This window comes from Pelosinus sp. IPA-1 (genome assembly GCF_030269905.1).
Classification (GTDB): domain Bacteria; phylum Bacillota; class Negativicutes; order DSM-13327; family DSM-13327; genus Pelosinus.
In genome coordinates, this window is record NZ_BSVC01000005.1 from 35,451 (window position 1) to 60,779 (window position 25,329).

The 25,329-nt window shown below is 40.1% G+C and carries 22 protein-coding genes and 3 tRNA genes; 11 read left to right on the top strand and 14 right to left on the bottom strand.

Annotated elements, in window-relative coordinates; all coding sequences use genetic code 11:
• Positions 1 to 113: 113 nt before the first annotated feature.
• From QSJ81_RS12955 to QSJ81_RS12980, 6 genes are all read right to left on the bottom strand, one after another.
• Positions 114 to 1,250, bottom strand: coding sequence for an HD-GYP domain-containing protein (locus tag QSJ81_RS12955; RefSeq protein WP_285717800.1), 1,137 nt, complete (start codon positions 1,248 to 1,250; stop codon positions 114 to 116).
• A gap of 256 nt (positions 1,251 to 1,506) precedes the next feature.
• Entirely contained in the window at positions 1,507 to 2,385 is an 879-nt protein-coding gene (gene dapA, locus QSJ81_RS12960; protein ID WP_285717801.1) for a 4-hydroxy-tetrahydrodipicolinate synthase, read from the bottom strand.
• A gap of 777 nt (positions 2,386 to 3,162) precedes the next feature.
• Positions 3,163 to 3,633, bottom strand: a complete 471-nt coding sequence (locus QSJ81_RS12965; RefSeq protein ID WP_285717802.1) for a pyridoxamine 5'-phosphate oxidase family protein — start codon at positions 3,631 to 3,633, stop codon at positions 3,163 to 3,165.
• A 37-nt stretch (positions 3,634 to 3,670) separates the two neighbouring features.
• On the bottom strand, positions 3,671 to 3,946 hold the full coding sequence (locus QSJ81_RS12970) for a hypothetical protein (protein WP_285717803.1): 276 nt from the start codon (positions 3,944 to 3,946) through the stop codon (positions 3,671 to 3,673).
• 56 nt (positions 3,947 to 4,002) lie between these two features.
• A complete protein-coding gene (locus tag QSJ81_RS12975) occupies positions 4,003 to 5,709 on the bottom strand; it encodes a glutamate synthase-related protein (RefSeq protein WP_285717804.1) in 1,707 nt (568 codons plus the stop codon).
• Positions 5,710 to 5,791: 82 nt separating this feature from the next.
• The gene (locus QSJ81_RS12980; RefSeq protein WP_285717805.1) at positions 5,792 to 6,601 is read right to left on the bottom strand and encodes a D-alanyl-D-alanine carboxypeptidase family protein; all 810 of its coding nucleotides are present in this window, start codon (positions 6,599 to 6,601) and stop codon (positions 5,792 to 5,794) included.
• A gap of 365 nt (positions 6,602 to 6,966) precedes the next feature.
• On the opposite strand from QSJ81_RS12980, the gene QSJ81_RS12985 reads away from it, so the two are divergent.
• From QSJ81_RS12985 to QSJ81_RS13020, 8 genes are all read left to right on the top strand, one after another.
• Entirely contained in the window at positions 6,967 to 7,899 is a 933-nt protein-coding gene (locus QSJ81_RS12985) for an ABC transporter permease (RefSeq protein ID WP_285717806.1), read from the top strand.
• A 3-nt stretch (positions 7,900 to 7,902) separates the two neighbouring features.
• On the top strand, positions 7,903 to 8,814 hold the full coding sequence (locus QSJ81_RS12990) for an ABC transporter permease (RefSeq protein WP_285717807.1): 912 nt from the start codon (positions 7,903 to 7,905) through the stop codon (positions 8,812 to 8,814).
• 8 nt (positions 8,815 to 8,822) lie between these two features.
• Positions 8,823 to 9,821, top strand: coding sequence for an ABC transporter ATP-binding protein (locus QSJ81_RS12995; RefSeq protein WP_285717808.1), 999 nt, complete (start codon positions 8,823 to 8,825; stop codon positions 9,819 to 9,821).
• A gap of 7 nt (positions 9,822 to 9,828) precedes the next feature.
• Positions 9,829 to 10,806 carry an ABC transporter ATP-binding protein gene (locus QSJ81_RS13000; RefSeq protein WP_285717809.1) on the top strand — a complete coding sequence of 326 codons (978 nt, stop codon included), beginning with the start codon at positions 9,829 to 9,831 and terminating at the stop codon, positions 10,804 to 10,806.
• A 12-nt stretch (positions 10,807 to 10,818) separates the two neighbouring features.
• Positions 10,819 to 11,610, top strand: a complete 792-nt coding sequence (locus tag QSJ81_RS13005; protein WP_285717810.1) for a serine hydrolase — start codon at positions 10,819 to 10,821, stop codon at positions 11,608 to 11,610.
• Between the two features lie 25 nt (positions 11,611 to 11,635).
• The gene (locus tag QSJ81_RS13010; RefSeq protein ID WP_285717811.1) at positions 11,636 to 13,231 is read left to right on the top strand and encodes a peptide ABC transporter substrate-binding protein; all 1,596 of its coding nucleotides are present in this window, start codon (positions 11,636 to 11,638) and stop codon (positions 13,229 to 13,231) included.
• An 83-nt stretch (positions 13,232 to 13,314) separates the two neighbouring features.
• Positions 13,315 to 14,259, top strand: coding sequence for a S66 peptidase family protein (locus QSJ81_RS13015; protein WP_285717812.1), 945 nt, complete (start codon positions 13,315 to 13,317; stop codon positions 14,257 to 14,259).
• A gap of 23 nt (positions 14,260 to 14,282) precedes the next feature.
• On the top strand, positions 14,283 to 15,407 hold the full coding sequence (locus tag QSJ81_RS13020) for an amidohydrolase (RefSeq protein ID WP_285717813.1): 1,125 nt from the start codon (positions 14,283 to 14,285) through the stop codon (positions 15,405 to 15,407).
• A 49-nt stretch (positions 15,408 to 15,456) separates the two neighbouring features.
• On the opposite strand, the gene QSJ81_RS25725 is transcribed toward QSJ81_RS13020, so the two are convergent.
• The 6 genes from QSJ81_RS25725 to QSJ81_RS13045 form a co-directional block, all read right to left on the bottom strand.
• Positions 15,457 to 15,621: a DUF1540 domain-containing protein gene (locus tag QSJ81_RS25725; protein WP_352230892.1), complete on the bottom strand. Its 165-nt coding sequence runs from the start codon at positions 15,619 to 15,621 to the stop codon at positions 15,457 to 15,459.
• 226 nt (positions 15,622 to 15,847) lie between these two features.
• A tRNA-Ser gene (locus QSJ81_RS13025) sits at positions 15,848 to 15,938 on the bottom strand.
• A 29-nt stretch (positions 15,939 to 15,967) separates the two neighbouring features.
• On the bottom strand, positions 15,968 to 16,447 hold the full coding sequence (gene tadA, locus QSJ81_RS13030; protein WP_285717814.1) for a tRNA adenosine(34) deaminase TadA: 480 nt from the start codon (positions 16,445 to 16,447) through the stop codon (positions 15,968 to 15,970).
• A gap of 20 nt (positions 16,448 to 16,467) precedes the next feature.
• Positions 16,468 to 16,544: transfer RNA gene (locus QSJ81_RS13035), tRNA-Arg, on the bottom strand.
• Positions 16,545 to 16,562: 18 nt separating this feature from the next.
• Positions 16,563 to 16,639: transfer RNA gene (locus tag QSJ81_RS13040), tRNA-Arg, on the bottom strand.
• A gap of 368 nt (positions 16,640 to 17,007) precedes the next feature.
• A complete protein-coding gene (locus QSJ81_RS13045) occupies positions 17,008 to 19,062 on the bottom strand; it encodes an RNA degradosome polyphosphate kinase (protein WP_285717815.1) in 2,055 nt (684 codons plus the stop codon).
• A gap of 259 nt (positions 19,063 to 19,321) precedes the next feature.
• On the opposite strand from QSJ81_RS13045, the gene ppx reads away from it, so the two are divergent.
• Complete coding sequence (gene ppx, locus QSJ81_RS13050) at positions 19,322 to 20,839, top strand: exopolyphosphatase (RefSeq protein ID WP_285717816.1); 1,518 nt, start codon at positions 19,322 to 19,324, stop codon at positions 20,837 to 20,839.
• Positions 20,840 to 21,114: 275 nt separating this feature from the next.
• Positions 21,115 to 22,182, top strand: a complete 1,068-nt coding sequence (locus tag QSJ81_RS13055) for a tetraprenyl-beta-curcumene synthase family protein (RefSeq protein WP_285717817.1) — start codon at positions 21,115 to 21,117, stop codon at positions 22,180 to 22,182.
• Positions 22,183 to 22,330: 148 nt separating this feature from the next.
• Here QSJ81_RS13055 and QSJ81_RS13060 read toward each other — a convergent pair whose 3' ends face one another.
• Complete coding sequence (locus QSJ81_RS13060; RefSeq protein ID WP_285717818.1) at positions 22,331 to 23,458, bottom strand: M20/M25/M40 family metallo-hydrolase; 1,128 nt, start codon at positions 23,456 to 23,458, stop codon at positions 22,331 to 22,333.
• A 194-nt stretch (positions 23,459 to 23,652) separates the two neighbouring features.
• Between QSJ81_RS13060 and QSJ81_RS13065 the strand changes: the two genes are divergently transcribed.
• Positions 23,653 to 23,949, top strand: coding sequence for a hypothetical protein (locus QSJ81_RS13065; protein ID WP_285717819.1), 297 nt, complete (start codon positions 23,653 to 23,655; stop codon positions 23,947 to 23,949).
• Positions 23,950 to 24,068: 119 nt separating this feature from the next.
• Here QSJ81_RS13065 and QSJ81_RS13070 read toward each other — a convergent pair whose 3' ends face one another.
• Entirely contained in the window at positions 24,069 to 25,229 is a 1,161-nt protein-coding gene (locus tag QSJ81_RS13070) for a DNA polymerase IV (protein ID WP_285717820.1), read from the bottom strand.
• Positions 25,230 to 25,329 lie beyond the last annotated feature (100 nt).

Sequence of the window (25,329 nt, forward strand, 5' to 3'; positions counted from 1 at the left end):
CCCTCGCATACCTTTTCTTACTCTATAGTTTTCCCAATATTTACAGTTCTTCTTCATATCAGAACAAAAATATTAGAAAAATCTTCTAGAAGTACTATGCATTATCCTTCCTATTATACCTCCTGCTCTTTTACATGAGAAATATAGGCACGGTCAGCATATGCTTGCGAATAACTAGATACTTCTTCAAAATCCACGATAAAGAGTCCAGGGGTCTTCATCAAATCAAGGGCCACAACCTGATCAATATCTTTTTGATCTTGGCTAGAAGTAATACGAACGATGGGTGTCGTTTTATTTTTTATATCAACACCAAGAATTACACCACTTTGCTGGTTACTAAGTCTTACTGTTTTTCCAATAGGGTAGATCGCAACATTCTGGTTAAATTTATCGATAATAGCCGGGTTAAAGTATTCCCCTGCCGCTTTGTTCAAAATGGCAACTGCATAATATACAGGTGTAGGCAAGCGATGAGGCATTCCTACAATCAACCGCTCGTAAACATCGGCGACACTAATAATCTGGGCATATTCACAGATATCATTTCCCTTAAGGCCCATAGGATAACCACTACCATTCCACCGTTCATGATGCTGAAAACAGGCATTAAGAACATTCACTGATAAGGAGTAATTTTCACGTAAGATTTCTAAAGAGTAAAAAGGATGCCGCCTATACTCATCCTTTTCCTTCTTCGTTAAGTAGTTAGGAAATTGCTGTGCTACGTTTTGTGAAAATTTAATTTTACCGACATCGTGAAGTATCGCTGCCAATCCCAATTCATCTAACTGCTTAGCATCATATCCCATAGCAATACCAGTCATAATTGATAAAATGCAGGTATTAATGGCATGAGAAAACATATACCCTTCCTTACGTCGTACGTCAAGAAGGTTAACCATACTTTCTGGCTTCTGTCCCAGATGATGAATCCATTCACTAACAAGATTTTTTACATTATCTAGCTTTAGTCCTTTACCAACACTAAAGTTATTAATTACTTCCCGTGCAGCGCCTAAAGCCTCTTGTTTTTTTTGTGGACTGTAAAAGTCTTCTTCAACTTTAGCCTTTTCTTCGATTTCTAGATCTCCAACAAATAGCGTTGTAAAACCTTTATTGCGAAGATACTCAATGTACCTTTCCTTCATTACTATGCCCTCATGAAGTAAAACCGTACCATCTGCGGTAATGAGTGGTTTTGATAAATACATGCCCGGCTCTATTTCATCTAAAGTTATACTGCGCATAAAAACTTCCCTCCCAGGATCATCGTGTTAACCACTAATTCTTACTATGTATATCGAAACATTAGCCAAAATACTTAAAAAATCAAGAAACATACTTTGCGGGCATACTCTCGTCTGGCTATGATAATGCAAGAAACACCATAATTAAATAAATAATTGCCTGATATCACGCAAAAAAAATCCTGCAAAGGTTATTGATCACCTTACAGGATTTCTCTATGTATTTAGAATATATCTCTTTCATGAAGCTGACTATTTAGATTAACCCATAAGCTTTCATTTCAGCGCGAAGAACCTCAAGATTATCTTCACTAAGTTCCGTTAAAGGCATACGACATAAACCAGTTCTAAAACCTAATAGGTTTACAGCTGCTTTAATTGGAATAGGATTTACTTCGCTAAATAATGCTTTTATGAGATTTAGTGTATGAAGCTGCATCTTGATAGCACCATTTACATCACCCTGGAAAAATTTTGCGACCATGTCATGAGTATCTCTTGGAATAATATTTGCCATCGTGGAAATGACACCTTTCCCGCCCAGTGACAAAAGAGGTAATACTGTATTATCATCACCAGAATACACCGCAAAATCTTCGCCACATAGATTTACTACATCACCAACTTGTCCAAGGTTGCATTCCTTAAGAGCAATAATATTATCAATTTCCGATAATGCTTTTATCGTCTCAGGATTTAAGTTCAGATTGGTTCTACTTGGTACGTTATACAGAATGATTGGAATCTTAATATGATTCGCAATCAATTTAAAATGTTCATATAAGCCTTTTTGTGTCGCTTTATTATAATAGGGAGTGACTGATAAGATTGCATCAGCACCTACATCTTGGGCTGCTTTGGATAATTCGATTGCATGACGGGTATCATTACTGCCAGTACCTGCAATAACCGGTACACGTTTATTGATTTTTTCTACTGCAAACTTGATAACGGCAATATGTTCATCATCTGGCATAGTAGAAGCTTCTCCTGTGGTACCACAGACTACAATAGCGTCTGATCCACCTGCAATCTGAAACTCAATTAATTTTTCTAATGTTTCATAATCCACACCATTTTCAGTAAAGGGAGTTACAATAGCTACAGCAGACCCGATAAATAAAGGTTTTTTCATTGATTAGCCGCCTTTCATTTCTATTTATAAATCAAAAAATCATTAATATTATAATTTTAGCTTATTATTATAAAAAAGGAAATTGTGAGTTTCCTCCATGCTCTTTTCTAAAAAAGATCCTATCCAAACATTATATAATATCTTCAAACTTGATAACTTTATTTCAGCCATTTAATTAAAACAGTTAACTACATTATATACCCTTCTACTAGAATCGTACAACCATCATTCAATGAACTATTTAAAGGCAATATTTATTGGTACTGGAACGAAACTCAATTAAAAAAGGCCGCCAATCTTATGGCGACATCTTGCTTACTTCTTTGATACTCTTATATTTACCTTTTTACCACATCCAGAACATATCCCGTTACCATAATTATCAATATTTACGATCTTCCCACATTGAATATGAATCAGCAATATTCATACCTCCTTTTCAACTACTTATTTATATCCTAACGATAGAGTTATCATACTTTATTTTTAAATTAAATACTTCCACCATAAGGTATAGATTTATAAACTTTTTTACGGCTACACATGTTATGCAGAAATCCTGTTTTTCTTTTTATCAATTTCACCCCCATATCTTTATAGTATTTACCTCAAAGAAGATTTTAATGTTAAGGAAAATAACAAAGAACTGCTTAAAAAAATATTCTTAAGCAGTTCCTATATAAATAACTTGAAGTCCAACCACCATACCTATATGTATGTAGAATTGATAAACTTTTCAAGCCTAGCTTCATTTGGGGATAAATTTGCAATAAAAACCTATTGTTCTCCAGGATCTATATTGGCTTTTCCTTGCATAGAGTCAACAGTTATCTCAACAACAGTAACACGCGAAGCGGCCTCAGCAGATATGTGAGGATAAGAACGCCCTTCGGCAAACTGCTCAGTAAAGATATTCAGAAGGTCTGTTTTTGCGGCTATATCTTCTATTGTATAGGCCTTACCGAATACCAACACAGAAGTATAGCGGGTAGAACATTGACAAGCTACCGAGCCAAATACAGATTTATTGACGCGACTGACCTCAAAACACACTTGAGGATTGGCAGCAATATTATCTAATTTACGCCCTTCATTTGCACAATGAAAATAAATTTTACCTTGATAGTATATATAATTAAGAGGCGTAATATAAGGCGTATTCCCCAAATCATAGGTTGCTAGGTGGCCTACCCTCTCCTCTGAAATAAATGTAATAATCTCTTCATTAGAAAGCTGTTTTTGCGGCATAATAATTCTCCTTTATATAATGATTGCATTCCTCTTTCTAGGATCTTATTTTAACCGTGTTACTAATTTTGCTACCGTTAAACAATAATCGAATCAGATATAAAACTTCTGATGGTTTCATCTTGTCATCATAACCTAATTGCTCAAACTCAGTCCATACAGTTTCTTGAACTTGTGCCGAAAGCTCCTTAAGCTTACGAATTTCAGGAACAATCGCATGTATTTCCCCATTGTCCATTAATTCAATAATGTTTCTGCCTCGTTCTAGACCTACTATAACAAGAAAAATAGCTGCTTTTTCCAATGGTTTCAATATATTTTACCTCCTTAGCAAAAACCAGGACGCTTGTATGAACGTGTTAAGATCATTCATATCTTTTCGCCGAGCTCTTTAATACGATCTTGGGCTGATTCCACCCAACTTTTGTCTTGTGGCAGATTGGCATTTTCAACAACCTTGCCGTATGCACGAATCGCGTCTTGGTATAACCCTTTTTTCTCGTAAGCTAGTCCCAGGCCGAAGTGGGCAAGAATATACTTTGGATTCAGTTCAATGGCCTTAGTAAACTCTTGAATTCCAATTTCATCCTTTAGTTCTTCAAGACTAAGCTGCTCACTCTTTTGTTTTGCTTGTTGCCCTTTCTCTTTATTATTATTTTTCGTTATTATCGCTGGAACAATAGGCTTATCAAATACACTTTTTACGCCTGTAATTCGGGCTGTAATATCATCAAGTGCTACAAGATCTTTAGCACTAAGTTCTTTTAGTGATTTCTTCCCTAAGGCGCGCATTGCTTCCTCCATTTCCAAAACCATGGCCGTCAATACATTTGCTACACTAGTGGCTGCCTGATCAACATCAAGCTGTGTTTTGGTTGGAGAATTGTAGTAAATCAACGTAGTAGGTGGTTCCCATGGGGCAACCTTTGGGATTTGATTATGTCCAAGGGCAAAAAGAGGTACAGTTGCCAAGTAAATAGCATCTGCTCCTAAAGCCAACGCCTTTAGACATTGACCGGGTGTAAAATACCCCCCTGATATAATCAGGCTCATTTGGCTATCTTGTAAAAAACGTTTTGCTCTTACCAGCGCGTGTAGGCTAGGTATGCCAAAATCATCTTGTTTAATAGGGGCAGTTGCATGGGAACCACCCTCACATCCATCAATAACAATTGCATCAAACCCTAATGCTACCGCCATAGCTAATTCTTCTTCTAGGCGATCCGTCGCCATGATTTTGAGCCCTATGGGAATGCCGTTCGCTCTTTGTCGCAATTCTTCAATGAACCTAGGCCAATCCTCCGGCTTTTCAATCCCCGGAGGGGCATTAAGGACAATTGCTGGCTCATCGGGAGCTAAGCCTCCCAAAACCCGTGCTCTGCCAGTAAACTCCGCAGCCTCTATGCGGGATACCCCGACATCTGCTCCTTGTCCCATCTTAACCTCTAACATATCAGCAAAGGCAATCTGTTTATTCGTTCTTGCCCCCCATGACCAACAGCAGACTTGTAGAACAAACTTGCCTGATTCCCCTGGTTCTTCAGGCAAAAAAGGACCTTCCCCCGAATTGGCTGCAGTTCCCAGTTTCTTTGAAGCTCTAGCCAATGCCACCTTAGCCTCTTCACTCATCGCAAGTCCATAGGCCATCCCCCCAATCATCAAAGGAATCTTTATCTTAAGAGGTTTTTTTGCACTAGAACCGATCGTTACACTCATGTTAATCTTAGCACTTTCAGGCAAAGATAAGGAAGTCATCTGCCTTGGAGAAAACATTAAATTATCATAGCCAACAAAGTGTTTCGGTGATCCTAAGGGCCGTGCTAAGGCTTTTCCCGTTTGAGCACGCAAACTCATTTCCACTAAATTTAATAAAGAAAATCGAGTTAGTGATGGCAACAACTCCGCAATATTTTGCGTATAATCATCGGTAAGCAGTTTGCCTAATGCATCATTTGTCACTCTTTTAATGATATAACGCATAACCGGCTTCGCCAAAAACATTGCTCCTAGTAACAAAAGTACTAATAAAATTAACAGTATATATATCCATTGATAATTATTTATGATTATTTGCATCTATGTTATCCTCTATCGTTTTTGCTAGTAGTATTCGACAGAGTCTAAATTTTTAAACTAGAGAACGCCAGATTGCATACGTTTACAGGCCAAGCTGAGCAAAACCGAAATCCAATAATTTAGTCGCATCGCGCCAGCGATAATCGCTGTTAAGGATGACAGCAATAAGTTCAACATTACCCCTTTTGGCACTCGCTACTAAACATTCACCAGCATCGTTGGTGTAACCTGTTTTAACACCATTCATCCCTGGATAGGTTTTTAGTAGTTTATTTGTATTATTCGCATAAATACTACCTCGATTGAGAAATTTAACCTCATATGTAGGAGTTGAAACGATTTTTACAAAGCTAGGCATTTTCATACCATATGCAGTAATCAATGCAAGATCATATGCTGTCGTATAGTGATTAATTGGGTCAGGCAAGCCATGAGGATTGGTAAAATGCGTATTTTCCACACCAATTTTATCTGCCATCTGATTCATCATTTCTACAAATTTGGGTATAGAACCACCTACATTCTCAGCGATTGCCTCAGCGGCATCATTACCTGAGACCAGCATCATACCTGTCATTGCTTCATTTAGTGTCAATTTGTCGCCTGCATTTAGTTCTAGCCTGGATTCTTCGCAAGCAGCAGCTTTGGGACTAACCGTTACGACACTGTTTGGGTTGCCTTTTTCTAAAGCAGTAATCAGAGTCATAATCTTAGTCGTACTAGCAGGATACATAATACCTTTGGAATTTTTCTCAAATAAGATTTCTTTTGTATCGGCTACCATTAAAATAGCAGCTTCGGCATCTACATCTGGTTGCTTAGCAGCCCCTAAGACAATCCCGCTCCATAGGAAAGTAATGAGGAGCACTAATGACAAAACTCTTCGACCCACGATGACTACCTCCATAGTATACTTGTTATTTAAGCTGAATTAAGCAGTATAGCTCGCAACCATCAGAAATGATTGAGCTCTGCTGCGTTAATCCCACTTATTTACTATTTGCTATCAAAATGTAAAACCCTGCAAAAATTTACTTACCTTATAATAACATCCCCTCGTAAAACCATTTAGTTCCCGTCAATAGAAGGACTTTACTGTCTTTTTATAGAAGTTTACCTTAAATTCCAACATACGCCAGTCCAAATAGGGTACTGTATAAGTCCCACAACATTAAGGGAGTCTATAGATAAGAATGATCCTCAAAAAGGCATACAGTACGTATGCCTTTTTCTGCTTAAGAAAGGAGTGTACCGCCTTTGTTGCGTTATATGCTAAACCGCACTTTTAATTCTCTTCTTGTATTATTGGCCATTATTACCATTACCTTTTTTTTAATGCATGCCATTCCTGGTGGTCCTTTTACTAGCGAAAAAAATATCCCCGCTGCTGTACTAAAAAATATTGAAGAACGCTATCGGCTTCATGATCCTTTGTGGAAACAGTATATTGACTATTTGGGTAATCTGATTCGCTTTGATTTGGGCCCTTCCTTTAAATATGGGGGACGCACTGTTAATGATCTCATTCGTGAAAGTTTTCCAATCTCCTTACAATTAGGGGTATTCAGTATTGGCTTATCGATTTTGATAGGAATTCCTGCTGGTGCCATTGCAGCTCTTCGCCAAAACAAATGGCAAGATTATACTACCATGATCTTCGCCACTCTAGGTGTATCTGTTCCTAGCTTTGTACTTGCTACCTTATTAATTTACGTCTTTGCTATTAAACTGTCATTATTGCCCGCAGCCATGTGGGGTGGATTTACTTATGCGATCTTACCGGCCACGGCCTTAGCCGCACATCCCATGGCCTTCATAGCTCGCCTTACTCGTTCGAGTATGCTGGAAGTTCTTGCTCAGGATTACATTAAGACAGCTAGGGCTAAGGGCTTATCCCAGACTGTTATCTTATATCGACACGCACTAAAAAATGCTTTAATTCCCGTTGTTACTTATATCGGACCTATGTCCGCTTCTATCTTGACAGGAAGCTTTATTATTGAGACCATTTTTGCCATTCCAGGCCTTGGGCGACATTTTGTCACTAGCATTTATAACCGAGATTATACAGTCATTCTCGGTGTAACAATCTTTTATAGTGTACTTGTAATTGGTTTGAATTTATTTGTGGATCTTATCTATCCACTGCTCAATCCTAGGATAAAAATAGATGGGAAACAGGGGGAATAATGAATGCAGCAAAATAGTCAATCCTTTGAGCCCATTTTGCAAAAGAGTGCCCTAGCCATTCCCGCTCGCCCTAGTACCACTTTTAGCCAAGCTGCTTGGCGGCGCCTGAAAAAAAATAAGTTAGCTATGATAGGCCTATATACAATTCTATTGATTTTCCTACTTGCTCTTGTTGGCCCTTTATTATCTTCGGGAAATTACTCCGATCAGAATCTTATGCAGACCAATAAGCCTCCTAGTGCCGAGCACTGGTTCGGTACTGACAGTCTTGGGCGAGACTTATTTATCCGCGTCTTGTATGGTGCACGAATCTCATTGTCTATCGGCGTGGTCGCCAGTTTCCTCAACCTTACTATCGGAGTTTTTTACGGTGGGATCTCTGGTTTTTTCGGTGGCCGTGTTGACCGAGTTATGATGAATCTTGTTGATATTTTATATGGTATACCTGTTTTGCTCTATGTAATCTTGCTGATGGTCGTCTTGCAGCCAGGACTGACGAATATTTTTATCGCCTTAGGTATTGCTTATTGGCTAAACATGGCACGAATTGTTCGTGGACAAATTTTAAGTTTAAAAGAACAAGAATATGTGATTGCCGCTCGTACCATTGGGGCGAGCAACTGGCGCATTCTTGTTTATCATCTGCTTCCCAATAGCATGGGCCCTATTATTATCACTATGACCCTAGCGATTCCCGAAGCAATTTTTACCGAAGCCTTTTTAAGCTTTATTGGTCTCGGTGTAGCAGCACCCATGGCAAGCTGGGGAGTACTAGCCTCTGAGGGAATTACCAGCTTAAGATCCTACCCCTTCCAATTGTTCTTTCCCGCCATGGCCATCAGTATCACTATGTTGGCCTTCAATTTCTTAGGGGATGGTTTGCGAGATGCATTAGATCCCCGCGTACGGCGTTAGGAGGTAAAATGAAAAAGTATCCTTTGTTAGATGTTCAAGAATTATCCGTGTCCTTTGATACCTATGCTGGCAAAGTAAAAGCCGTTGACCTTATTAGTTTTCAAGTCTTTCCTGGAGAGGCTCTCGGAATTGTCGGCGAGTCAGGCTGCGGCAAAAGTGTAACGGCCCATTCCATCATGCAGCTAATCCCAACGCCTCCTGGTCGTTATAGCAATGGGAAAATACTATTTGAGAGCTCTGATTTACTCAAAATGTCTGAAGCCGATATGGAAAAAATTCGGGGCAATGAAATTAGCATGATCTTTCAAGATGCTATGACAGCCCTTAATCCAGTGCTTACTGTAGGAATGCAAATCGTGGAAGCTCTTCAACTGCATCAGGGAATGAGCAAGAAAGACGCTTACACTCGAACCATAGAGTTACTACGTTTGGTAGGCATCCCTTCCCCAGAACAGCGTATAAAAGATTATCCCCACCAATTTAGTGGTGGCATGAGGCAGCGTGCCATGATCGCTATGGCACTCTCTTGTAACCCTAAACTCTTGATCGCTGACGAACCGACTACTGCGCTTGATGTAACCATTCAAGCGCAAATTCTTGATCTTATGAAAGATCTGCAAGAAAGATTTAATACAGCTATTGTCTTGATTTCCCACGATCTTGGGGCCATTGCTGGACTCTGCAGCCGAATTCTTGTGATGTATGCAGGTAAAATTGCTGAGGCGGGAACAGCCATGGACATCTTCCATAACCCCCAGCACCCCTATACCCAGGGGCTTTTACAATCGGTGCCGCGCATGGATGTGGATAAACAAGTACTATCTACCATTAACGGGCAGCCACCAGACCTTTTACAACCACCGCATGGCTGTCTCTTCCACCCTCGATGCCCGCATGCGATGCATATTTGCTTAGAGCATGCTCCTGAAACTACACATATTAGCCAAAACCACAGCGTGAGATGCTGGTTGCAACATCCTGACGCACCAGGGGCAAAAGGGAGGTAATTGGTTCATGAAAGAAACAGCGATTCTAGAAGTACGCAACCTTAAAAAATACTTTGTTACACAAAATGATTTCTTTGGTCGCCCCACTTCCTACTTAAAAGCAGTTGACGACGTAAGTTTTTCTATTGACAAAAGAGAAACTCTCGGACTCGTAGGAGAAAGCGGTTGTGGCAAATCTACTACGGGACGAACGATTATTCAATTATATAAGCCTACTGCTGGTGAAATCTTCTTCAATGGAAAGAACATTGATAATTCCACTGATAAAAAAAAGTTGCGACGTAACATGCAGATGATCTTCCAAGATCCTTATGCTTCTTTGAATCCTCGTATGACTGCAGGAGATATAATTGGAGAGCCCTTAGATATTCATAAACTTGTTTCACCCAAAGAACGTAAAGAGCGTATTATTGATCTCTTGCAACTGGTAGGAATGCACTCCGAACACATGAGTCGTTTTCCTCATGAATTTAGCGGTGGCCAGCAACAGAGAATCGGAATTGCCCGGGCTTTGGCTGTAGAGCCAAGTTTTATTATTTGCGATGAACCAATTTCTGCTTTAGATGTGTCTATCCAAGCTCAAGTCGTCAATCTATTGGAACGTCTGCAAAAAGAATTAGGTTTAACCTATTTATTCATTGCCCACGATTTAGCCATGGTAAAGCATATTAGTAATCGTGTCGCTGTCATGTACTTAGGCAAAATTGTTGAATTGGCGGATAGCGTAGAACTCTATAGCAAACCGCAGCATCCCTATACCCAAGCGTTACTTTCCTCTATTCCGATTCCAGATCCTTTAGTAGAAGGGAAGAGAAAACGAATTCACCTAGTAGGTGATATACCAAGTCCTATTCATCCGCCTTCTGGCTGCCGGTTTTCCACTCGTTGCCCCCACGTTATGCCCCTATGTTCGGAGCTAGAACCAGTTTTTGTTGATATAGGTGCTGGTCATATGGCAGCATGTCATTTACTACATAAAATGTAAAGGAAGAGAATAATGGAAGAATTACGTAGGAAAATAGAACCTGTTTTAGCAGGATATACAGGGCGCTGGGGCATCGTTATTAAGCACCACGCCACTGGAGAAAGTGTTAAAATAAATCCAGAAATGATATTCCCTTCTGCAAGTATGATTAAGGTCCCTATTCTCTATGAAGTCGTGCGCCAAACTGCATCAGGCCTCATATCCCTAGATAAGTCTCTTGTCGTAACGGATCATTTCCGTACAGGTGGTGCCGGTATTCTTAAGGAGTTGCGCCCAAATATTAGTATGACGGTTCGCGAACTTCTTACCTTAATGATTATCCTTAGTGACAATACGGCTACCAATATGCTGATTGACCTCGTTGGGATGGACTCAGTTAATAAAACTATGAAGGACCTTGGATTAGGGCAAACTGTACTTAGACGGCGCATGATGGATTTCGAGGCTGCCTTGGCAGGAAAAGAAAATGATACCTCAGCAGCCGATTTAGCCCATTTGTTCTCGATTATTTATGGCAATTCAAAACTACCTACCGAATATAGTGAATTAATGCTAGATATCTTAACAAGGCAGCAAGTCCAAGATAAGTTACCTTTTTATTTACCAGAAGAAACGGTAATCGCTCATAAAACGGGAACCTTATCTGGGGTAGAACATGATGGAGGGATTTTATTCCTGCCCGGTGGCCCCTATATTATTTGCATTTTGACAGCTGATCTTATTGTTAATTTCCAAGGGCTTCAGTTGGTAGCTTCTCTTGGTAAAGTGATCTATGACCACTTTTGTCTTCCAGAAGATAGGTAAACAATTTTTATTAGGAGGAATAACAATGTCGTATAAAAAACTCATTGGATTAATGCTAATGATGGTAATGATCCTTCTCCTCGGAGTAGGGTGTAGTAAAACGAGCAATAATGAACAGGTGCTTCGCTACGCCTTAGAAGCGGAACCAGCCACTTTAGATCCAGGCAAATCCACAGCCATTCCAGAATCCTTGGTAGAGCTGCAAATCTTTGAAGGGTTGACCCGTCTTGATGCCAAAGATCAGCCTACACCAGGTGCAGCAGAAAAATGGGATGTCTCTAGTGATGGACTTACATATACCTTTTACTTGCGCTCTAACGCCAAATGGTCCAATGGCGACCCTGTCACCGCCACAGATTTTGAATTTGCTTGGAAACGCGCTTTAAATCCAGAATTAGCTTTCGAAAACGCTTACATGTTATTTCCTATTAAAAATGCCCAAGCTTATAACGAAAAAAAATTAGGGTCCGACGCCCTTGGAATAAAAGCTCTCAATGATCACACCTTGGAAGTAACATTAGAAAAACCTACTGCCTATTTCTTGAATTTAACAGCCTTCCATGCTTTCTACCCTGTTAATCAAAAGACGGTAGCGGCTAATCCTGACAATTGGGCTAATGATGTTACAACATTAATCGGAAATGGCCCCTTCAAAATCACCAATTGGGTTCACAGCGGGCAACTTCAATTTGCTAAAAACGATCACTATTGGGATGCAGCAACCGTAAAATTATCAAAAATGGAATGGCCAATCAGCGATTCCCAATCAACTAGGCTGGCACTCGTTGAAAATAACCAAGCAGATATGATGGTAGAGCCACCAGTGGTAGAACACGACCGCTTAAATCAAGCTGGTCTCCTCAAAATATCACCTTATCTCGGCACCTACTACTATGTATTTAATACGCAAAAGGCCCCTTTTGATAATCCTAAGGTTCGCAAAGCCTTTTCCCTTGCAATCAACCGTGACGCGCTAGTTAAAAATGTTATTAAAGGTAGTAAAAAACCAGCCTACTCTTGGGTTGCACCTGGTCTTATTAATCCTGCTACCAATAAAGACTTCCGCGAGGAAGGAGGCAATTATGAGGTAGAAGATATAGCCTTAGCCAAAAAAATGTTAGCGGAAGCTGGATATCCTGAGGGCAAAGGACTACCACCAATCACGCTTTTATTCAATACAGGTGAAATTCATAAATCAATTGCCGAAGCCATTCAAGAAATGTGGAAACAAAATCTAGGTGTTTCCGTTACCTTAGCAAATCAGGAATCTAAAGTCTTCTTAGAATCGCGACACCAAGGTGAATTTCAAATTGCTCGTGCCTCCTGGCAAGGAGACTACACGGATCCTATGACGTTTATGGATGTATTTAAAGATCCTACTAATGATGCTAAATATAACAATCCCGTCTATAATCGTGTGATAGAACAAGCACAGTCCACTATGGATCAAAAGATCCGTATGCAAGCTATGCACGATGGTGAGAAAATTCTTTTTGATGATGGAGTCATTCTTCCCATTTACTATACAACCCAACCCTTTGTAACCAAACCTTATGTAAAAGGCTATTTCTGGTCCGTTCTTGGCCTCGCTGATTTTAAGACAGCTTTTATTGAAAAGTAAAACTGGCTCACTAATTAATTTAACTGGTAGATACAGTAGATTTTCAATCCTAGGCTGCATATCTTACTGCTAGAGGTGATTCTATGGATACAATTCCTAAGCTAAAACCAAAACGACTCTATCCAGGAGACACGATTGGCATCTTGTCTCCCGCAAGTCCTGGTGATTCGGAAATGAATATGGCTGGTGTAAAATGGCTAGAAGAGCAAGGTTTTCGCATCGAGCTGGGTAAAACCTTTGATCAGATCTGGGGCTATTTATCGGGATCAGATGCCCAACGCGCAGCAGATATCAACACCATGTTTGCCTCCCCTAGTATCAATGCTATTATTTGCCTTCGTGGCGGATACGGAACTATGAGGCTTTTAGAACTTTTAGATTATCCGCTTATTCGGTCTCATCCTAAGATTTTTGTTGGCTACAGTGACATTACCGCCTTACATACCGCAATTGGTCAACGAACGGGTCTTGTCACTTTTCACGGCCCTATGATCGCTTCCGATATGGGTAAACACTTGCCGGATTACACGAGGGATTCCTTTTACCGAGCACTCACTAGCCCATGGCCTATTGGCCCTATTACAAATCCGCCCCTTTCTCCTCCTCCCCAGTTTCTCGTGGCAGGAACAGCGCAGGGATACCTAGCAGGAGGAAACCTAAGCCTTATAGTTGCCACTCTTGGAACTCCATTCGAAATTGATACCCGTGGGAAAATTCTTTGCCTGGAAGAAATCGGTGAAGAACCCTACCGCATTGATCGTATGTTAACTCACCTAAGATTAGCTGGAAAACTGCAAGATGCAGCAGGCATTGTCTTTGCAGTGTGCGCAGATTGCGAAACGGCGGATGATCCTCCTAATTTCACTCTACAAGAGGTGCTACAAGATCGTTTAGGAGACTTAGGCAAACCTGTCCTTTATCATTTATACTTCGGTCATACTGCGGATAAAGCTACTCTCCCATTGGGAGCTATGGCAATGCTAGGTATTAATGGACTTGAAGTAATTGAAACGGCCACCATAGACTAAACTTTAAGAAAAGGAGGCAAAACGTGAATAAAAAAGCCTTAAAGGAGCAAGTGATAGCCCGAATTGATACCATGGCTCCAAATCTTAGAGAAATCAGTCTGTTTTTGCACAAACACCCTGAGCTAGGCGAACAGGAGCACGAAGCCGCTAAGCTGCTTCGTACAGCCGCTGAACAGGAAGGATTTAAGGTGGAGCAGAACATTAGCGGCTATGAAACAGCTTTTATTGCTACAAAAGGAATCTGTGGTCCTAAAATTGCCTTTTTAGCAGAATATGATGCCCTGCCAGAACTAGGGCATGCCTGTGGACACAACTTAATTGCCGCTATGAGCTGGGGAGCGGCTGCCGCATTTGCAGCCGTCGCAGGTGATAAAGCTGTTTCTTGTTTGATCGGTTGCCCAGCAGAAGAAACCAGTGGAGCAAAAGTAAGGATGGCCTCCGATGGAGTTTTCGACGGTTTAAAGGCTGCTCTCATTATTCACCCCGCAGATCGTAACAACATGGGTGGTACCTCCTATGCAACCCATCCGCTACGGATCACCTTCCGCGGCCGTCCAGCCCATGTTGCAAGCAAAACCAACAAGGGTGTAAATGCATTGGATGCCCTGATTATGTTTTATCAAGGAATAAAGCCATTGCGCCAAACTTTTACCCAGGAAACCATTTTAGCTGGCATCATTACAAAAGGTGGGGTTGCACCTAACATCATACCTGAAGAGGCCGAAGCAAAGTTTACCATCCGGGCTCTATCTTCTCATTACCTAGAAGAAACAGTAATTCCAGCAGTAAAGCAATTGGCAACAGGCGTGGCCTTAGCCACTGGAACAACAGTAGAAACTGTGCATTATGAACCTTTATACAAAGAATTGATTAATGCTCCGCAACTAATGGATTTATTCCAAGATAATATGACCCTGCTTGGCGAAACAGTAACTATCCTTGACCCAATGGACGCAGGCGGTTCCACTGATGTGGGAAATGTTAGCCACCAGACTCCTACTATCCATCCCGATATTAACATTGGAAACAACTTGTCCGCTCATACGCCAGAATTTGCAATAGCGACAGGATCTGACTATGCCCAAGAAAGGTTGTTAGTCGGCGCTAAGGCTATGGCAATGACCGCGATTGATCTTTTGGAAGAGTAAGAGTTAATAAATAATCCCGACCTGTTAAACAGGTCGGGATTTCCTTAAATTAGCCTTTCCTAAAACTTCCGCAGTCTGTGCATTCAACACTAACTGCCTTATGACCATGTCTTACTACCTGGATCTTGTCTAAAGTACAGTAATCATCATCTTTACAGTGAAACTCACATTCTGATACTACGCAACCTATGCTTGAATTATGGTTATGACCCATGCTTATTCCTCCTTTTATATGAATAGAAACATGTTTATTCTATGCCTATTAATGATAATTATACTTTAGAGATTATCAAAATAAAAACACGATAGGGCTAGATAAACAGATTCAATGATAGGAGGGCCTTATTTGCTCAAGCAGGGTCAGCCTTTTATTTTTATATAAATAAAAAACCAGAAGTCTTCACTGCAAGCAGCTACAACCTCTGGTGTTATTGACTTCATGGCGGAGAGGGTGGGATTCGAACCCACGAGACAGTTTCCCGCCTACTCGATTTCGAGTCGAGCGCCTTCGACCAGCTCAGCCACCTCTCCGTGACCTGATCTACTTGAATACTCATGTCTCAGGTATCTATCTTACTAGTATTACTCTTTTTTCTGCGTTCTCTAAAAAATTTTTTCATAATTTCAGCACATTCATCTGCTCTTACACCTGATCTAACTATCATCCGGTGGTTTAGTGCTTCATTTTGAACTATATTAAATATCGAATCAATTGCCCCTGCTTTTACATCCACACTGCCATATACCAAGCGGTCAATGCGGCTCATGACTAAAGCACCTGCACACATAGGACAAGGTTCTATCGTAGCGTATAATGTAAGTCCAGTTAAGCGCCATCGCCCCAGCTTTTCACAAGCTTCACGAATCGCTATCATTTCTGCATGGGCCGTTGCATCATGCCAAATTTCTCGCATATTATGTCCCGTGGCCACTACCTGACCATCCAGAACAAGTACAGATCCAATTGGAACTTCACCGATGTCATAAGCCTTTTGCGCTTCCAACAAAGCTAATCCCATAAAATAGTTATCATCCAACATCCGGTCACCACACAAAAAATTGGTGCGCCCGGGGGGACTCGAACCACCGGCACACGGTTTAGGAAACCGTTGCTCTATCCGCCTGAGCTACGGGCGCAAATACAGTAGTAAAAAATGGTGACCCCGGCAGGATTCGAACCTGCGGCCTTTTGATTCGTAGTCAAACGCTCTATCCAGCTGGGCTACGGAGTCACGTCCCTCGATGGAACCCTTGTCCCGTCGACAAAAAATATCTTACCACAGATAGCAATACAAAGTCAACATCTTTTTATTATGAATATTTTTTTAAGAATCAAATTTTACTTCTCTTTCCCTAAATGAATGGATAAAGTAATGTGGATAACTTTATCCACATTACTTTATCCACACCTTTTTACCCACTCAGACCATAAATATCCTTAATTTTTCAAGGCTCGTCATTATATTTCCACATAGTTATCCACATTTGCACACCTTTTGTTGATAATTTTGTGGATAACCCTATGATTAGTGTGCAAAATGCAGTAGTAACTTGATTTCTCTGGCAAGTTGCTACTGCATCTAAATTTTAAAATTTTTTTTTAGAAATCTGTTGTTCCAGCTTTTTCTTGTGCCTCTTGATATAAATATTGCTGACAATTTACTACTTTACCTCGACGGTATGCTCGCCGATATGTTCCATCACTTTTCATAATGTAGGCTTTGCGATTATCTTTTAGCATAATATGCAAAGTATCTTTAATACGTTCCATAAGTTCATGCTTGTCCACAGGGAACAATAGCTCTACCCGCTCACTTAAATTGCGATGCATCCAGTCAGCGCTAGATAGATATATCTTTTCTTTGCCACCATTTGCAAAATACAAAATACGATGATGTTCTAGGAAGCGTCCCACGATGCTTCGCACAGTAATATTCTCACTCACCTTGGGGAGACCTGGGATTAGAGCGCAAATACCACGAATAATAAGTTCAATTTTAACACCCTTACTGGAAGCCTCATATAATTTAAGAATAATTTCTTTATCTAGTAAAGAATTCATTTTGGCAATGATATGTCCGCCTTTTCCAGACTCGGCAAATGCAATTTCTCGATCAATCATTTCCTTCAATTTATCCCTTAAACCGATGGGAGCAACCACTAATTTCTTCCACGAGGGTGGCTCAGAATAGCCTAATAACATATTAAAAAAATCAGACGCGTCTGCGCCAATTTTCTCATTAGCGGTAAATAGACTCATATCAGAGTACATTCGGGCAGTAATGTCATTATAATTACCTGTCCCCATATGCACATACCTTTTAATCTGCGAGCCTTCTTGCCTAATAATCAAAGCCATTTTCCCATGGACTTTAAAACCTAATAAACCATAAATAACATGACATCCCGCCTCTTCTAGGCGCCTAGCCCATTGAATATTGTTTTCTTCATCAAAGCGGGCCCGAACTTCCACCACAACGGTGACCTGTTTGCCATTTTCTGCAGCTTGAGCAAGGGCCTTAACAATAGATGAATTACCACTTACTCGATATAAGGTTTGCTTGATCGCTAAAACCTTAGGATCAATTGCTGCCTGTCGAATGAAATTGACGACGGGCACGAAAGATTCGTAGGGATGATGTAATAAAATATCTTTACTCCATATTACGTCAAACAAAGATTGAGCATCTTTTAATTCTATAGGGATTTGCGGTGTAATTTGTTCATAACGTAAATAATCGTAACCAGTTAAGTCTGTCAAAGTTGTAAAACAAGAAACATCAATCGGTCCAGAAATTTCATATAAATCTTGCTCATCAATATTAAACATTTCTAGTAAAAAATCTTTTAAAAAAGGTTTATTGATTTTACTCGTTTCTAGGCGCACCGCTTCACCGCGTTTTCGCTGACGTAAGGATTTTTCTACTTCTGCTAAGAGATCCTCAGCACCTTCCCCATCAATTAACAAATCTGCATTTCGCGTAATACGGAAGGGTACAATCTCTTTAATGTTATACCCACAAAAGAGTTGGGAGCAATGGGTCTTAATAATATCCTCTAAGAATACAAATAGTTTGCCTACCCCTTGATCTGGTACTTCAATCATTCGAGGTAGAGCACTTGGTACTGGAAGAATCGCCGTTTGCATTTCCTCTTTCCCTTTACTTAGTAGAACCGCTAAATTTAGGCTCCGATTCGCCAACAATGGAAAAGGATGACTCGCATTGACAGCTAAAGGTGTAAGAATCGGATAGATCGTATTATAAAAATAACTTTCTACCCATTGTTTCCCATTACCAGATAAACTTTGTACATCGTTTACATAAATATCATGGTTTTGCATGCCACCAAGAATTTTCTTTAAATACAAATACTGTAATCGTACCATTTCCCGCACAGACTGCCCAATCAATAGAAGCTGCTCTCTTGCATTAAACCCTGCCGCATCCTTCTTAACAATACCACTCTCAACTTGCTGTTTTAATCCAGCAACTCGAATCATAAAAAACTCATCTAAATTAGAACTAGCAATCGCCACAAATTTTAATCTCTCTAGCAAAGGTTTTCCAGAGTCATTGGCTTCTTGCATTACCCGTTCATTAAATTTCAGCCAGCTTAATTCTCTATTTAAGAAATTTTGCTCTTTATCAAACATGGCTCCACCCTGCCTATATTAAAATTTTCAATTATTTCATGTAAATTTTCACTTTCGACATAAATCCTTTTATTTCCTGCACTTTTAGGCAGCAAAGGGTGACTTTTGCAGGAATTAACAATATCTTAACAATATAAATATTGCAATCTTCTTAATATTGCGCGTTTAATATTTTGCTAATTTTGCAGAGGATTTTTAATAAATAATGCTAATACTTAAGAAGATAAATATTTGTAGTCGATAAAGGAGAAATGAATTCATGAATCAACGAATTGCTATTATTGATTTAGGATCAAACTCTGCCCGCCTAATCATCGTAGAAATCTACGAAAACGGTGCTTATAATCTAATTTATCACCAAAAAGATGCCGTTCGTTTAAGTCAAGCTGCAGATAAAGACCGTAGATTACAACCTGAAGCCATGGATCGCGCTATGAACCTACTAAAAAGCTTCACCCATATGTGCCAAATACATAAAACTGATAAAATTCTAGCAGTAGGTACAGCAGCACTCCGTAATGCAGTTAACGGTGCGGAATTTATTGAAGAGGTTCAACGAGAAACAGGAGTTACCATTGAAATTATTAGTGGTGAAGTAGAAGCCAAACTTGGTTATCTAGGAGCTATTAATACGCTAGATGTAACAGATGCTATCTTATTTGATCTCGGCGGCGGCAGCACAGAAATAACATTAGTTAAAAATCGCAAGGCTGAAAAATTAATCAGTTTACCCTTTGGCGCCGTCACATTAACAGAACGATTCAATATCGAGAATAAAGCCAGCGAAGAACAACTAGCAAATCTCAATGATTTTATCAGCCAAGAGATTGATAAAATTCCTTGGTTAAAAAACCTTAATCTTCCCCTCATTGGTATCGGTGGAACAGCCCGCAGTATTGGTAAAATGGAGCAGAAGCGTAACAATTATCCTTTATTGAAATTACACAACTACCGCACTAGTTCTATCTCCTTTCATTCCTTATGGGATGATGTTACAAAAATGACCTGTGCTCAGCGCCGCAAAGTAGCTGGCCTCAGCAATGATCGCGCCGATATTATTATTGCCGGACTGGCTATTGTTAAACAATTATTCGATAAAAACACAAGCACCCAACTTATCATCAGTAGCTGTGGCGTACGAGAAGGACTATTCTTTGAATATTATCTTTCCAAAACCGGACACACAGAACTTATCCCTAGTCCCCTCGTCCATAGCACCCACAACATGTTATTATTCTATAAAGTAAATACAAGCCATGCCTATCATGTGGCCAAATTAGCCGACCAACTGTTTAATGATTGGCAAGAAGCATTAGATCTACACCCCAGTGATAAACCCCTTTTAGAGGTTGCTGCCTTGCTGCATGATACCGGTATTCGTGTTAATTATTATGATCACGCTAGACATAGTGCCTATCTGATAGAAAATGCTCGTTTATTTGGCCTTTCTCATCGGGAGCAAATTATGGCGGCTATCATTGCCGGCTGGCATCATAGTCCTTCGGTAAAATACTCCTACAACAGAATTTATAATGAGTTCTTAGATGCAGGCAATTGGCAAACAGCTCGAAAATTAGCTTTACTACTTGCTTTCGCCGAAGCCTTAGATACGACCCAAATGGGCCTTGTTGAAAAAGTTACCACTGTATTTTCAGATAAACAAGCCCAATTAAAATTAACTACTAAAGACGCCATTCCTCTAGAACTACAAGCACTAAAGAAACATAGCAAATGGTTAAAAAGAGAAATCCGCTTAGAATTGAATATTACTGAGTAAAAATAACTAGAAGGTAAAAGGCACAGCAGAGTAATCATCTGCTGTGCCTTTTACCTTCTAGTTACATTCATCTTTAGTTTGTGCTAAAATCCAAATTCTGAATTAAACTTCACTTGTTTTAATGAATTCGTTACAGGTAAATGCATAACCATGAAGATAGCTAGGAATACTCCAAATATATGATAAAAAAATCTAATTTAACTTTATATCATCATATTTACTTTCAAATCCAAACTATTATAAAATGAGTTATAAAACCCTCACTGGAGGCTCCCATGAATATTTTTTCAAATCCATTCAGCAACCTAACTTTGATTTTCACCTTTGTCAGTAAGGTATTCCCCTTAATTACAAAGGAACTAACACATTGGTCCAATTATGCCTCCTCCCACGCTTCCTCAGCACTTCGGACACAAGCATTGGCTAGCATTAGGGATAAAAAATTTCACTGCCAAGGGGGAAGCATTTATAGTTTATATCCTACTGTAGATATAACCAAATTCATCCCCCTGATAGTATCCCTGCAAACAATTAGCGATTACCTAGATAATCTTTGCGACCGAGCCGATATCATGGATGAACAAGCTTTCAAACAGCTGCATTTAGCTATGACAGATGCTCTTACCCCCGATGCACCACCCCAAGATTATTATGCTTATTATCCTTTTAAAGAGGATGGAGGTTATCTCAAACAGTTAGTTATCACATGCCAGCAACAAATAAAGGCCCTACCGTCCTATGAACTTGTAAAGTCAGAAGTTCAAAAATTAGCCTGCTTTTATAGTGAACTACAGACGTACAAACACCTTGACCCTAGTATGCGAGAAGTAAAAATGCTAAATTGGATAGCCCATCATATTATAGACTACCCTCAGATTACCCCTTGGGAATTTGCCGCCGCTACGGGTTCTACACTAGGAATATTCATGCTCTGTGCTGCCGCTAGCGACAGAAATCTTCACCCTCATACTGTCAAAGTAATCGATTCCGCTTATTTTCCTTGGATTAGCGGATTACATATATTACTGGATTACTTCATCGACATGGGAGAAGATGAGGCAAACGGTGATCTTAATTTTGTATCCTATTATCAGAACTCATCCCAAATGCTCTCTCGCCTAACCCTTTTCACAGAGCAAGCCTTTTTACAGGCTAGCACCCTGCAAAATCCATCTTTTCACAAAACAGTCGTACAAGGACTGCTCGCTATGTATCTTTCCGATCCGAAGGTCACCACTTTAAAAAATCAATCAATACGGAAGTCTCTCTTAAAAACTGCTGGTGGATATACTCGTTTTCTTTATTATTTGTGCAAATTGTTACGCTTTAAAAAGAAACTCTAATAAGAAATAATAAGAAAAGATTTGGCTTAGGCCAAGTCCTCAGACGCAGGCAGAAGCCTTAGTCGTTCTTACTTGAAATCAAGGAAGTGTTATACTTTCTGATTCCGTAAAAAATGCTGAGCGCAATGAGAGCACTCAGCATTTTTTATTATTTTTTCATAGTTCCGGCAGTTTTTATTAGAGCCGTCACCAATTCAGCACTATTATATAAATCAATTTCCTTAATGAATTCATCTGTTGTATGTACTTTATTCATCCCTACTCCCAATACAGCTGTAGGTACCCCATAATTATTAAAGAAATTAGCATCACTGCCGCCACCTGTCGCTTTAATTTCTGGAGTTAAACCAATACTTTTGGTTGCATTCACCGCAAGTTTTACTACTGAAGCTTCTTCTGATAATACATAGGGACCGTATGCCTTATTTACCTTGACCTCAGCACGTGCGCCATTATCCGCTGCCACTTTTTCAAAAGTTTCCTTCATATGAAGCGTTTGTTTCTCTAACTTTTCCATATTACGGCTGCGGGCTTCGCACTTTAACTCTACCACATCGGGTACAATATTAGTCGCAATACCGCCACTAATTATACCTATATTGGAAGTAGTTTCAAAATCAATACGTCCAACCTGCATTTGGGCCAAAGCCTTGCCAGCTACCACGATGGCATTAATGCCTTCTTCTGGAGCAACACCTGCATGGGCCTTTTTGCCATGAACGACTGCCAAAATACTATTTTGACCAGGAGCCATAGTAATTACTTCACCAGGAGCACCACTAGAGTCAAGAGCATAACCAAAATCAGCTTTCAACAAGCTTGGATCAATGTTCTTTGCTCCATTTAAGCCACCCTCTTCAGCCACCGTAAACACCACTTGAATCGGACCGTGAGAAATATTTTCTTCCTTGATTACACGCAAGGCTTCTAATATAGCTACGATCCCGGCTTTATCATCTGCGCCAAGAATGGTATCGCCAACAGAAGTGATCACCCCGTCCTTAAGTTGAGGTTCTATACCACCACAAGGCTCCACACAGTCCATATGAGCGCTTAACATTAAAGTGGGAGCATCTTGCAAGGTCCCTTTGCTATAAGCAAGTACATTACCACAATTTCCGCCAATTTTTTCTCCTACATTATCTTCGGTAACTTCAAGTCCTAAATCCTTGAGACGTGCCTTAAGCAAATCGGCGACTTCACGTTCATCCCTAGTGGAACATTTGATTCTTACTAGTTCAAAAAATTCTTCTAATACTCTTTGTTTATTAATCATTCTACGACCTCCCTACAATATAAGCAATAATTTTGTACTCCGTAGAAAAACACCATCTTACTTTTATAAGATTCTTACAGCAAAATAATATTCCTGCCTAGGGAATGTAAAAATGTAGCTTTTTCTCGATATTTTTTTATTTTAGCAGACATACTAGAGTAAAGTACTCATCGATAAAAGGAAGATTATACACTATGCCTAAAATTATTGCTCTACAAGCTACTGATCCAACACTAATCGATCTATTGCATGAACAAGGCTACACTGTTATCGATATGTATGAAGCTCACCGCAATCGAGAGCTTGTTGATGCTTATCTCTATACCACCTATCATCCGGATGCCTTAACTGCTTATCATAGTGTAGCCGAACCAACAGATATTATCCTAGAAAACCAAGAAGAAATAGCCCCCTTACCGACCACCCTTATGCTAAATATTTCTGACCTACAGCCGGAACAAGTGCTGCTAACATTAGGGCGAAGACTATAAGAAAAACGCTACGCGTCCTTTTTGAACCACAGAGGCGCAGAGGACCGCAGAGAAAAGATAGATAGAGTTATAAAATCCCCCCTCAGCGTTCTCTGCGCCTCTGCGGTTCATCATCTTTCTCACTTCTTGGGAACACTTATCAATCTTCCCTTTGTTACGATACCTTCACCAAATTTATTTTTCAGTTTATCAAGCGCTTCATACACAGCCGTTCGTTTATTATCTTGTTCATCAAATAGTGAGATTTGGCTATCTCCTGCTTGCAAGTTGGATACAGTAATACCTAGTAACCGAACCCCTTCTTGCAAAGGTATTTGACGACAAATGTGGATTGCCGTCTCATAGAGCATTTCATCAAAATGCGTAGGTTCCGATAGGGTTTTACTACGAGTAATGGTTTTAAAAGATGCAAAACGCAATTTAACAGTAATGGTCCTGCCCTTGTAACCATGCTGCCTAAGCCGCCAGCCAACCTTTTCAGCTAATGCCAAGAGTTCTGTTTCAATTTGTCCTATTTGCCTAAGGTCAACAGGAAAAGTTAGTTCATTACCAATCGTCTTAGGCTCAAGTTCAGGAATGACAGGTCTATCATCTTGCCCATTGGCTAAGTTATGTATGGTATAAGCCATTTGTCCACAATGTTTTGCCAATTGAACTACGTCCGTTTTCCCCAATTGACCAATGGTGTAAATCCCCAAATTTTTTAAAATCTGCGCTGTAGCCTCTCCTACCCCCCACATCCGAGTAATGGATAAATCATGGAGCATAGCTTTTTCTTCTCCTAGAGCAACCATTACAAGCCCATCTGGTTTTTGCAAATCGGAAGCCAATTTAGCTAAAAACTTATTAGGGGCTACCCCAGCGGAAGCTGTAAGCCCTAGTTCACTCTTAATACGTTCTTTAATACATTGGGCAATTGCTTTGGGACTATCATAAAGTTGATCCATTCCTGAAACATCTAAGAATGCTTCATCTAATGACAAGGGCTCAACGAGGGGGGAAAATTCAGAAAAAATTCGGTTTAGGTCAGCGGAGACTCGACTATACTTTTCGTGGTCACAAGGTAAAAACACTCCCTCCCGGCAGCGACGTCTCGCTTCCACCATGGACATAGCAGAGTGTACGCCAAAACGACGGGCTTCATAAGAGGCAGTAGCTACGACTCCTCGATTTCCCATACCTCCAACAATCACAGGCCTACCCCTTAATTCCTCATTATCTCGTTGTTCTACTGCTGCAAAAAAGGCATCCATGTCAATGTGTATAATCCAGCGCTCCATTATTTCACCAACTTTTAATTCGCTTGCTATAATACTCTTTCTGACTATACAACAAACGCCTTCATCTTGTTCACAAGATAAAGGCGTTAACTATTTTAAA

What these genes read in the sequence shown, in the direction of transcription:
- QSJ81_RS13005 (WP_285717810.1), top strand. Translation starts at nt 10,819, where the DNA reads ATGGAAGAATTACGTAGGAAAATAGAACCTGTTTTAGCAGGATATACA.
- QSJ81_RS12965 (WP_285717802.1), bottom strand. Translation starts at nt 3,633, where the DNA reads ATGCCGCAAAAACAGCTTTCTAATGAAGAGATTATTACATTTATTTCA.
- QSJ81_RS12995 (WP_285717808.1), top strand. Translation starts at nt 8,823, where the DNA reads ATGAAAAAGTATCCTTTGTTAGATGTTCAAGAATTATCCGTGTCCTTT.
- QSJ81_RS13045 (WP_285717815.1), bottom strand. Translation starts at nt 19,062, where the DNA reads ATGTTTGATAAAGAGCAAAATTTCTTAAATAGAGAATTAAGCTGGCTG.
- QSJ81_RS12975 (WP_285717804.1), bottom strand. Translation starts at nt 5,709, where the DNA reads ATGCAAATAATCATAAATAATTATCAATGGATATATATACTGTTAATT.
- QSJ81_RS13010 (WP_285717811.1), top strand. Translation starts at nt 11,636, where the DNA reads ATGTCGTATAAAAAACTCATTGGATTAATGCTAATGATGGTAATGATC.
- ppx (WP_285717816.1), top strand. Translation starts at nt 19,322, where the DNA reads ATGAATCAACGAATTGCTATTATTGATTTAGGATCAAACTCTGCCCGC.
- QSJ81_RS12990 (WP_285717807.1), top strand. Translation starts at nt 7,903, where the DNA reads ATGCAGCAAAATAGTCAATCCTTTGAGCCCATTTTGCAAAAGAGTGCC.
- dapA (WP_285717801.1), bottom strand. Translation starts at nt 2,385, where the DNA reads ATGAAAAAACCTTTATTTATCGGGTCTGCTGTAGCTATTGTAACTCCC.
- QSJ81_RS13060 (WP_285717818.1), bottom strand. Translation starts at nt 23,458, where the DNA reads ATGATTAATAAACAAAGAGTATTAGAAGAATTTTTTGAACTAGTAAGA.
- QSJ81_RS13000 (WP_285717809.1), top strand. Translation starts at nt 9,829, where the DNA reads ATGAAAGAAACAGCGATTCTAGAAGTACGCAACCTTAAAAAATACTTT.
- QSJ81_RS13070 (WP_285717820.1), bottom strand. Translation starts at nt 25,229, where the DNA reads ATGGAGCGCTGGATTATACACATTGACATGGATGCCTTTTTTGCAGCA.
- QSJ81_RS25725 (WP_352230892.1), bottom strand. Translation starts at nt 15,621, where the DNA reads ATGGGTCATAACCATAATTCAAGCATAGGTTGCGTAGTATCAGAATGT.
- QSJ81_RS13015 (WP_285717812.1), top strand. Translation starts at nt 13,315, where the DNA reads ATGGATACAATTCCTAAGCTAAAACCAAAACGACTCTATCCAGGAGAC.
- QSJ81_RS12955 (WP_285717800.1), bottom strand. Translation starts at nt 1,250, where the DNA reads ATGCGCAGTATAACTTTAGATGAAATAGAGCCGGGCATGTATTTATCA.
- QSJ81_RS13065 (WP_285717819.1), top strand. Translation starts at nt 23,653, where the DNA reads ATGCCTAAAATTATTGCTCTACAAGCTACTGATCCAACACTAATCGAT.
- QSJ81_RS13055 (WP_285717817.1), top strand. Translation starts at nt 21,115, where the DNA reads ATGAATATTTTTTCAAATCCATTCAGCAACCTAACTTTGATTTTCACC.
- tadA (WP_285717814.1), bottom strand. Translation starts at nt 16,447, where the DNA reads ATGTTGGATGATAACTATTTTATGGGATTAGCTTTGTTGGAAGCGCAA.